The organism is uncultured Methanobrevibacter sp. (assembly GCF_902771435.1).
GTDB lineage: Archaea > Methanobacteriota > Methanobacteria > Methanobacteriales > Methanobacteriaceae > Methanocatella.
Genome location: NZ_CACXXB010000004.1, coordinates 71,622 through 82,145, shown reverse-complemented (window position 1 = coordinate 82,145; position 10,524 = coordinate 71,622). Strand labels below are relative to the sequence as shown.

Here is a 10,524-nt window from a genome sequence, read left to right as displayed (position 1 = left end):
TTAATATGTATTTGAATGATGATTTCTTATGTGATTTTGTTGTTGAGTCTAATTGGATGGGTTGGACTTTAGATGATTTGGGAATTGAAGAAAACGGAGAGTATAATGTTCGTTTTGAAAATGGTGATGGTTATTTATGTGATGCATGGCTGAATGTTAATGCATTTAAAGAATTCAGTGTTGACGTATGGGTTAGTGAGGAATCTTCCCTTTATACTGACACTGTAAGTCCTGTAATCCATATTGATATTCATGAAGGCATGTTTGGAATGCTGGATGTTATTGTCGATAATGTTGTCAAATACCATACTAAACTCGTTTCTGAATCAGGTTCTGAGGATGGTTTTAACGGATATGAATGGGATTTAAGATACTTGGGCATCACTGAAGCCGGCCTTCATAATGTCACACTTAAGTTTGAAATTGATGGTGCGGAGACAGTTAAAGAGTATTTGCTTGATGTGGCCGATTTTGACAATTCCACTTTCAGGGCTCAAGTCCGAGGTAGTGATGAACCGTACTATCTTTATTTATTCACTCCGGCAGGCGAAACTGGTACAGCCATATTTACCTTTAAAGGATGGGATGATGATAATGAAAAAGAGGTAATTCGAGGTAATTTAACACTTGAGCTTAATGAGTCATATTGGAATAAATGGGTTCTGATAGATTATTATATGGATTATGATTGTAACCGTGTTGACATTAGCATAGATGGAGATGAAATTGGTGTCGAATATTCCCTTAATGAAATGGGCGTTGGAAATTATTTTCAGGTGAGTTATGATAAAATATACTCTCCTGAAGATATCGTGATTTATGTCTCTGCAAACACTACAGACAACAATTACACAGTCAGCATTACAAGTGGAGATGAGGAATTCCTTGTAAATGTCACCGATCTTGGAGATTATGAATGGGTAAATGGCTTTTATAGTTACTCCATCACTCTTGAGGATTTGGATTCTTTCTTCAGTAAGCTCAATGATAAGGATAAAATTTTGATATTCTATGATGTTGGTGGTGGAAAGTCCATAGCCTACAGGGAACGCCCATACAACACGTTTACTATTCAAAAAGAGGATGATTTCATAAGGTTACATAAATATAGCGATCTTCGCATCAATTTAATTGGTATTGGATGGGCTCACGATGAGGATGAGGAATACGATGATGACAACATTGTAATAATCTCCGTTCCAGACGTCTTAAACATTCATGAAACCGCATTAGTCCATTTTAAATATGGTGAGCGTGAAATCACCAAAAGTTTAAGTGACTTATACGGTGAATATGACTATGAATTTTTGGGAGTGAATTATTATGTTACATGGAATGATTTAAATCTTGAAAATGTTCAGGGCAGTTATGCATTGAATATTTCAGTGACTGCAGATGATAAAGTGATAGGATTTAATAACTATTTCATATCTTTTGATGATGAGGAAGGTTGGGGAATCGATGATTATGATGATTCAATCGGCTTGACATTATATTATGGTCAAATTGGAGACCTTGAATTTGGAATGGATGGAAACCCTGACATGATAATCAGATTGACAATTCCAAAATATCTAAACATCACGGAAGGAACAATAGTGATTAGTGAAGAATCCGGCGAAGTGATATTTGAAAAGTCATTGTCAGAATTTGGGGAAAATTACACATCATTTGATGATGTTCAAAGCGATTATTACTGGATTTCCGATAAGGTAACCGAATTCGATTACAGTATATTCAAGGAAAATGTGCCTTTCACAGTTTCATTTGCATATGGAAATATAACTAAAGTTCATGCAAAAGGTGTTAGGGTTGAAGATAGGCTGCTCAGAATCAACACTCCCGAAGTCGTTGCAGAATTCTTCAAGATAACAGTTTCCGACGGTATTTTAGTCAACGGCACTGAAAATGCAATCATAATTGAATGCACTGACAGTGCTAACAGACAAAGCGTACCTATAGAGATGGGCAGAGGTTACTTTGTTGTTTATGTAAACGATAAGAAAGTTGAAGATTTGGGAAGGTTGATTAGGGTTGATGATGAGACTGAACTAGATATCTACCGTTTGGAAGGTGGATCAGAGGGAGTAACCAAATTAATAATATATCTGTCAGATTTAAACATTACAGATAACGGATTTTACAATATCAGAGTTGCACATCACGCTGATGGTGGAGGTACTGGCGCTGAGGCAGAAGTTGAATTGTTCAACCAAAACATCACATTAACCTCCAACGTCAAGGTCGACAATGTAACTTCAGAAGTGTTCACAGGTTTCGGTATGGACCCAATCCTGCTTTACTTGGACACATATTATGGCAACATCAATGAAACCAGCGGTAAAATCACTGTCTTAAACTCTGAAAGTGACGAAATTTTCACTAAAGACATTAAAACCCTATCTAAAGATGAAAAAGGCAGATACTACTTGAAATACTCAGACTTTGAAGGCAGTAACTTCGGTGACATCATCACTGTAATGTACGCTGACGGTAATGAAAGAAGCGGAAACACTACAGTAAATGTAACTTGGAAGGATGTTGACTCAGATGTGTTCAATCCTGTCGTAAATATAAATGTGGAAGATTACTATGGTGATTTTGTAAATCTGGACATTCCTGAATTGTTAAATACAGGTCAAATAATTGTAACAGTCAAATTCAAAAACAATCGTAATTCCCAAATTTCAAACATGAATGTAACAACAGATTTTGGAAGTCAGGCTGTTTACATATTTGACATAACCGATATAAAGGTAAATTATAATAATGACTTTAATTTGGCTCTGTCCGATTTAGGATTTTATGAAGTGAATGGTGACTATGAAGCAGATGTCCAATTCACTGCGGGAACAGACTTATTGGATATTACCAACAATACATTAAAAGTTGAATTATCAAAAGATATTCTCATAAATATTAATAGGACTTCCAGATATGCAAATACATTGCCGTTTGCAACCGTTCAAATATTTGAACCTATTTCTGCTTACGCTGAGTTATACATTGATGGAGTATTAAATGATCATAAAACCTTCGAAAAGGGTTTAATCACTTTTGATTCATTTGCTGATTGGGCTCCGGGCAATCATACTGTAGAAATAAGGGTTTGCGACAGTGAATTTGGAACCTTATTGAACTCTTCAGCAACATCATTTGAAACATTAATCCAAAGTGGTGATGTTGAAATAATCATGGATGAAGTTGTAAAAGAAACAGAAGAGGTTTTAATAACAATCAATGTTCCGAAAGCAAGTGTGGCAGTAATACAAATAGATAACGGTGATAAAGTTCCATATACATTAAACGCCGGAGAAAATACTATTAATTTAGGTGTTTTAAGCTATGGAAACCATACTGTAGGAATTGCTTACAACACTACTCTTGATGATGGTAGCCCTTCATTTTATACCAATTATCTGTCATTATTTGTTGGAGATGACGGGCACTGGCTGCAATTGCCTGAACCTCTGATATTGGATCATGATGATATAATTAAAATGAATTTCGGTCCTGATGCGCAAGGAAATGTCATAGTATTAATTGACGGTGCTGTAGTTGCAAATCAAACTCTGATAAACGGAACTGCAGATGTTTCATTAACAGATTTGATTTCAGGCGTAAATAAATATGGTCAACATACTTATAATATTACCTATTCAGGTGATAAAACTCATGATTCCCTTTCAAAATCAGGCGTATTCAATGTAACCTATTTATTTAAAGATAATTTGGTTAAAGAAGGTTTCCCACTTAAGGATTATTATAATATAATAATTACTCTACCTGAAGATGCAAAAGGAAGTGTTGACCTGTCTGTTAATGGCAAAAAATTCACTTCAAATGTTGATAGTGGAAAAGCAACATTTAAAGTTCCTGATTTGACTATGGGTGAACATGATGTAATCGTAAGTTATTCCGGTGATGATAAGTATCCAGCCGGCAGTTATAATAACATATTAAACGTCTCCTATTTTGCTGTAACTGGTGAGATAGAAAATACTCAATGCATGGTTAGTCTAGTTCTTCCGAGCAATGCTACAGGTAATCTGGTAGTTTACAATAACAACAGAAAATCCCAATTGTTCCTAAAAGCTGTTGAAAATGGTAGGGCATCAATCGATTTGACTAGTTTGACTGTTGGAAAATACGATTTGAGAATATATTATGATGGCAGTGACTATGATGTAAAAGAATTCACAACTCAGTTTGATGTGCTTCCGAAAATATACATTAGCCAAAATATTACTGTCGGAGATATTGGACAGATATTTGTGGATTTGGATAATTCTACTGGTCACTTATTGATTTTGGTGGACGGATTATCCCCTGTTCTTTTGGAAATTGAAGAAGGTATTGTCAACTATACTTTTGATACAGAAGGTCTTTCTAAAGGAAATCACTCTGTTTCATTCCAATACTTTGGAAATAGCTTTGATGGAAACATATTCTATGCTGAAAATCAGAAAACAGGTTATCCAATGCCAATTTATTACAACATGTATCTGCTTCCAAAATCACCTCAAGTCAATATGACTGCTGGTGATGATTGGGTTGTTGTTGATTGTGGAAATGCAACAGGAACAATTGAAGTCTTTGTTGATGGTGTTTCAAAAGGAATATTTAATATTGTAAACGGTATTGCATTAATTGATTTATCTCAAGTTAAGAACGGAAACTACAATATTACATTCATGTATTCCGGTGACAGTGTTTATGATGGATTTACCAGAGATATGGTCGTAAGTGTTAATCATAAAGTACCTTCAATCACTGCAAAAAACGCCAAGGTTTTATACTCATCTAAGGGAAAATATTCTGTAACTGTCTATGATAAAGATGGTAACGTTTCAGAGGGTGTAAAAGTAAGTTTTATTATCGGAGGCAAGGTTTATAAAACTTCCAAAACTAATTCTAAAGGTGTAGCAACCATAGTCATCGGTAAAAATCCTGGAACTTATAAAGTCACTGTAAAAGCTTTGGATGTTAATGTGACCAAAACATTAACAGTTAAACACCTGCTGACTCTTAAAAAGGTAACCGTAAAAAGATCTGCTAAAAACCTAATTTTAACAGCAACCTTGGCTAAGGTCAACAAGAAATACCTTAAAAACAAAAAGGTCACCTTCAAGTTCAATGGCAAAAAGTACACTGCAAAAACCAACAAGAAAGGCGTTGCAAAAGTAACTATTAAATCCAGTGTCTTGAAAAAGCTCAAAGTCGGTAAAAAAGTAAAATATCAGGCAACATATCTAAAAGACACTGTTAAAAGAAGTATTAAAGTTAAAAAATGAGGTTTTATTCATTATATGATATAAATTTCTAATTTCGGGTTGTTTTACAATGAAATTAAAAAAGATAATGCTTTTAACATTATTGTTATTAGCTGTTTTAACAATTGGGACTGTTAGTGCGGCACATGATAATTTCAATGAAACACTAACAGTTGATGAAGCTCAGGAAACACTAAATGTTTCTTTAGATGATGATATCAGTACGGATTATGAAAATCCTTCTGGAAATGATAATGTTCTTGGTGAAGCCAAATCAGAGGATTTCACACCGCATGTTACAAATGAGCAGGTAACTGACTATTACAGTAACGTTGTTGATTTAAAAATACCTGATTCAATAAATGATGGGCAAATGATTGTAACCGTTGTATTTAAAAATAATAATGGATTCAATATTTCAAACATGGATGTAAACTCAAACTTTGATGCCCAGGCGATTTATAAATTCAATGTTGCAGATATCAAATCCAATTATGAAAATGGCCAGTTTGCTTTGTCTTTATATGATTTGGGATTTTATAGGCAAGTTGGAGACTATGGTATTGATATAAAGTATAATGATGGAACAAACACTGTTGATATAATCAATTCCACTTTAAATGTCGCATTTTCAGATGAAATTATCATAAATATAAATGAAACTTCAAGATATGCCAATGCATTGCCTTTTGCTAGTGTTCGTGTATTTGCGCCAATATCTGCCTATGCTGAATTATATATTGATGAAGAGTTGTACTCTCATAAAAATTTCAATAGGGGAATAGTCACATTCGATTCTTCTGCTTCCTGGTCTTCAGAGGTTCATACAGCTGAATTAAAGGTCTTTGATAGTGAGTTGGGTGGAGTTTTAAACTCATCATTAATTACCTTTGAAACATTAGTGGGTACGGATGATGTGGATGTATCATTTAACAATACAGTCAAGGAAAATGAAAATGTATTTATTTCATTCAATGCACCTAAATCCGGTGAGGCATTTGTTAAAATCGATAATGCCGATGGTAAAAATTATCCATTAAATAAAGGAAGCAACACTATTGATTTGGGCATTTTAGATTATGGAAACCACACCATTTGGATTTCATATGGCACAACACTTGATAACGGCAGTGTTTCATTTTACAGCAATTATTTAAATGTCTTTGTCGGTGACGACGGGCACTGGTTAAAATTGCCTGAACCTCTTGTACTGGAAAATGATGATACGGTTAAATTTGCATTCGATAGCGATGCAAAAGGTAATGTGACAGTTACAATAGATGGTGTTGTAGTTTCAAATAATGAACTGGTAAACGGGTCCAGTGAAATAAAACTAACAGATTTCTTCACTGGTGAGAATAAATACGGCCAGCACACCTACAACATAACATATTCCGGTGATGCAACTCACGATAAATTATCAAAAGCAGGAGTATTTAATGTAACCTACCTTTTTAAAGATGACATTGTAAGGGAAGGAATGCCGTACAGGGAATATTATCCTATCATAATTACATTGCCTGGAGATGCAAATGGCACTGTAACTGTTAACATCAATGGTAAAACTTACACATCTAATGTAAATAATGGTCAAGCAACATTTAAAATACCTGATTTGGCTATGGGCGAACATGACATGATTGTAAGCTATTCCGGTGATGCTAAATATCCAGCTACAAGCTACAAAAACATATTGAATGTTTCATACTATGGTGTTGTTGGAGATATTAAAAATAACGGATGTAGTGTTAGTTTAATACTTCCGACCAATGCCACTGGCAATTTGACTGTTTATAATGACAATAGGGGATCTAAACTATCATCTGTCAGGCTTGCAAATGGAAAAGCCACTATTGACCTAACTGATTTGTCAGTAGGTAAATATGAGATTAGAGTTGTATATGAAGGAAATGACTATGAAGTAAAACAATACAGCGATGAATTCGACATATTGCCTGAAATATACATTAAACAAGATATTGTAATAGGAGAAACAGGCCAAATTTTTGTTGACTTGCAAAACGCTTCAGGACATCTGTTGGTTTTAGTTGAAGGCGTATCACCGGCACTAATTGAAATCGAAGGTGGTGTTGTTAATTATACCTTTGATACAGAAGGTCTTTCTAAAGGTAACCACACAGTTAACTTTGAATACTTCGGAAATAGCTTTGATGGAAATATTTTCTATGAGGTAAATAAAAAAACAGGTTATCCAATGCCAATTAATTACAATATGCACTTGCTTGCAAAATCACCTCAAGTAAACATGACACCTGAGGATAATTGGGTAATAATCGACTGCGGAAATGCAACAGGGACTATTGAAGTGTTTGTCGATGGTGTAAGTGCGGGTGTTGTTGATATTGTTAAAGGTATCGCCAGGATTGACTTGTCCCAGTTTAAGGATGGAAACTATAATTTTTCATTTGTATATTCAGGGGATAAAATTTATGATGGTTTTGTAAAGGAAATGACTGTGGAAGTTATTCACAAGGTTCCTTCAATCACTGCAAAGAATGCCAATGTTTTATACAATGCAAAGGGAAAATATTCCGTAACAGTCTATGATGAAAAAGGTTCAATCGTAAATGGTACTCAAGTAAGCTTTGTAATTGGAAGTATGGTTTATAAAACTGCCAATACTAATGCTAAGGGTGTTGCAACTATCGTTGTTGGTAAAAATCCAGGAACTTATAAAGTTACTGTAATAGCTTTAGGCGTTAATGTAACCAAGACATTAACAGTAAAACATCTGCTGACTCTTAAAAAGATAACAGTTAAAAAATCTGCTAAAAAACTTGTTTTAACAGCAACTTTAGCTAAAGTTAATAAAAAATACCTTAAAAATAAAAAGATTACCTTCAAGTTCAACGGTAAAAAATACACTGCAAAAACCAACAAGAAAGGTGTTGCAAAAGTAACAATCAAATCCAGTGTCTTGAAAAAGCTCAAAGTCGGTAAAAAAGTAAAATATCAGGCAACATATCTAAAAGACACTGTTAAAAAAAGTGTTAAGATTAAAAAATAAGGATTTCAATCTCCTTATTTTTTTTCATTTTTTCAATGAAAGTTTTTCATTTGTTTGACTAAAATAATTTTTTTAACAAATAATAGCTTAAATGGAGTTTATTTGATTAAATTTAAATATTCAACCGGATATAAAGTTATATAACTGATGAATACAGAAAGGTAATATTTTTTATACAATTTTTCGGGGGTTTTTATGTTCTTATCTAAAAAACATGTATTATGTTTATTATCAATCATTGTTGCCCTGTCACTCATATCTCAAGTCAGTGCAAGTGACATTGCAGTTGACCAGGATATTATTGCTCAAAATGTGGGGGATAATGAAAATCTGAATATTGAAGAGGTCCCAGCAATCAGCACTAATTATACTCCTGGTGAAAATGATGATCTGCAGAAGTGTATTGATGATGCAAATGATGGCGATACAATCATACTTAATGGAACTTATACTTTAAAAAAGGAAATTGTCATTAACAAGGGAATTAGTATTGTGGGCGCTGGTGACGGTGCAGTAATAACAAAAAACAGTTTTAATTATAATAAAATAAGATATATTAACGTTAATTCTTCTAATGTAATATTAAATAATTTAAAATTTATTGGAGGCGAAAATCAGTATGGTGGTGCTGTTTATTGGAATGGTGACAATGGTATCATCATCAATTGTCAATTTAAAGACAATATTGTTGTAAATGACGGTTGCGGTGGAGCAATAATGGCCGTTGGAAATAATTTCTCCATTGAAAATTCCTCATTTACAAATAACCGTGCAACAAAAGGAACTGGTGGAGCTATTTATCTTAGTGGGGAAAGCAGTATTGTAAAAGACTGTCAATTTAAAGATAATGATGTAGATAATGGTTCTGCAGGCGCAATTGCATTATTGTCAGGAAATTCTCTTGTGGAAAATTGTTATTTTACAAATAATTACTGTACTCAATTTGGAGGTGCAGTAGCTGTTTACAATAAATCCAATAAGGTTTTTAATTCTATCTTTACAAATAATGAAGTTAAAAACATTTTATCCAACCAAAGTGGTGGAGGTGCAATTTACAGTGATTGTGAAAATCTCATAGTTGATAACTCTACTTTTTTAGCCAATGAAGCAAGAAACTCTTATGGTGGTGCAGTCTATACGACAAATGCCAGCAATGTGCAAAATTCAATTTTTAAAAATAATTTAGCTAAAGTCGGAAATGCAATCAATGCTATTTCATTTTTAAATCTCACTTCTAATTATTTTGCACTCAAGTATAATGAAACTCATAATCATGCAGTTAATGCAAATGATTTTATAGATGACAACAATACTTTCGAAGAAATCAAGGAAGATTCAAGTGTTACTTTCATTGCAAGTATGGTTTTTGAATATGCATCTTCCGGATCAATTTATGTTACTGTTGAAGGGGGGAGCATTGATTTTGAAAATGTCTCCGTAATAAATCATACTGAAGCTAAAATAAGTTTTAAGGATAATGTTTTGACTGTTTCTAAGTTGGCTGTGGGGGAATATGTATTAAGGGTTATCACCACTCCGGATGAAGCCCACAATTCTGTTGAAAGTTTTTTACCTATAACAGTTAAAAAGGCAACTGCTGTCATGTCTGCTTCTAAGATTACTGTTGCTTTGAAAAAGGGAAGATTATGGAGTATAAAAATTATAAATTCCCAAACCAAAAAACCAATTGCCAACATAAAAGTGACTTTAAAAGTTTATACTGGAAGTAAATACAAAAAAGTTCGTTTAACTACCAATTCTAAAGGTATAATCACTTATCAGACTAAAAATTTGGCTCAGGGTACTCATAAGATAGTTGTCAGTGCTAATCATGCAGGTTACAACTTCAATACATTAACCTCATCAATTAAGGTTATCAAACCTACTCCTTTATCTTTTAAAGTCACAAAGAAAACAAATGATAATGGTGCACTGCTGTCTATCAATGTATATAAGAAATCCACTCAAAAGCCAATTAATGGTGTTAAAGTTAAATTATTGATTTATACCGGTAAAAAAGTCAAAACTGTAGTTTTAAAAACTAAAACTGATATGGGATTCAAAGGTTTTTGCGGTTTCGGTACCAATGATTTGTCTGTAGGCACTCATAAAGTTGTTTTAAAACCAGTTGATATTAAATATAGTGGATCAATAATTTCAAAAATGACTATTACAAAGAAGGCCAAACAAAAGCCTGTCTGGACAAAGAAAATTTCAGGATAA

General features: G+C 33.5%; 3 protein-coding genes. All 3 read left to right on the top strand.

Annotated elements, in window-relative coordinates; genetic code table 11:
* Nucleotides 1-11: 11 nt before the first annotated feature.
* The 3 genes from QZU83_RS02050 to QZU83_RS02040 all read left to right on the top strand — a co-directional run bounded on the left by QZU83_RS02050 (nt 12) and on the right by QZU83_RS02040 (nt 10,524).
* The gene (locus QZU83_RS02050) at nt 12-5,294 is read left to right on the top strand and encodes an Ig-like domain repeat protein (RefSeq protein WP_295609296.1); all 5,283 of its coding nucleotides are present in this window, start codon (nt 12-14) and stop codon (nt 5,292-5,294) included.
* Between the two features lie 49 nt (nt 5,295-5,343).
* Nucleotides 5,344-8,301, top strand: coding sequence for an Ig-like domain repeat protein (locus tag QZU83_RS02045; RefSeq protein WP_295609295.1), 2,958 nt, complete (start codon nt 5,344-5,346; stop codon nt 8,299-8,301).
* A 195-nt stretch (nt 8,302-8,496) separates the two neighbouring features.
* Nucleotides 8,497-10,524 carry a right-handed parallel beta-helix repeat-containing protein gene (locus QZU83_RS02040; protein ID WP_295609294.1) on the top strand — a complete coding sequence of 676 codons (2,028 nt, stop codon included), beginning with the start codon at nt 8,497-8,499 and terminating at the stop codon, nt 10,522-10,524.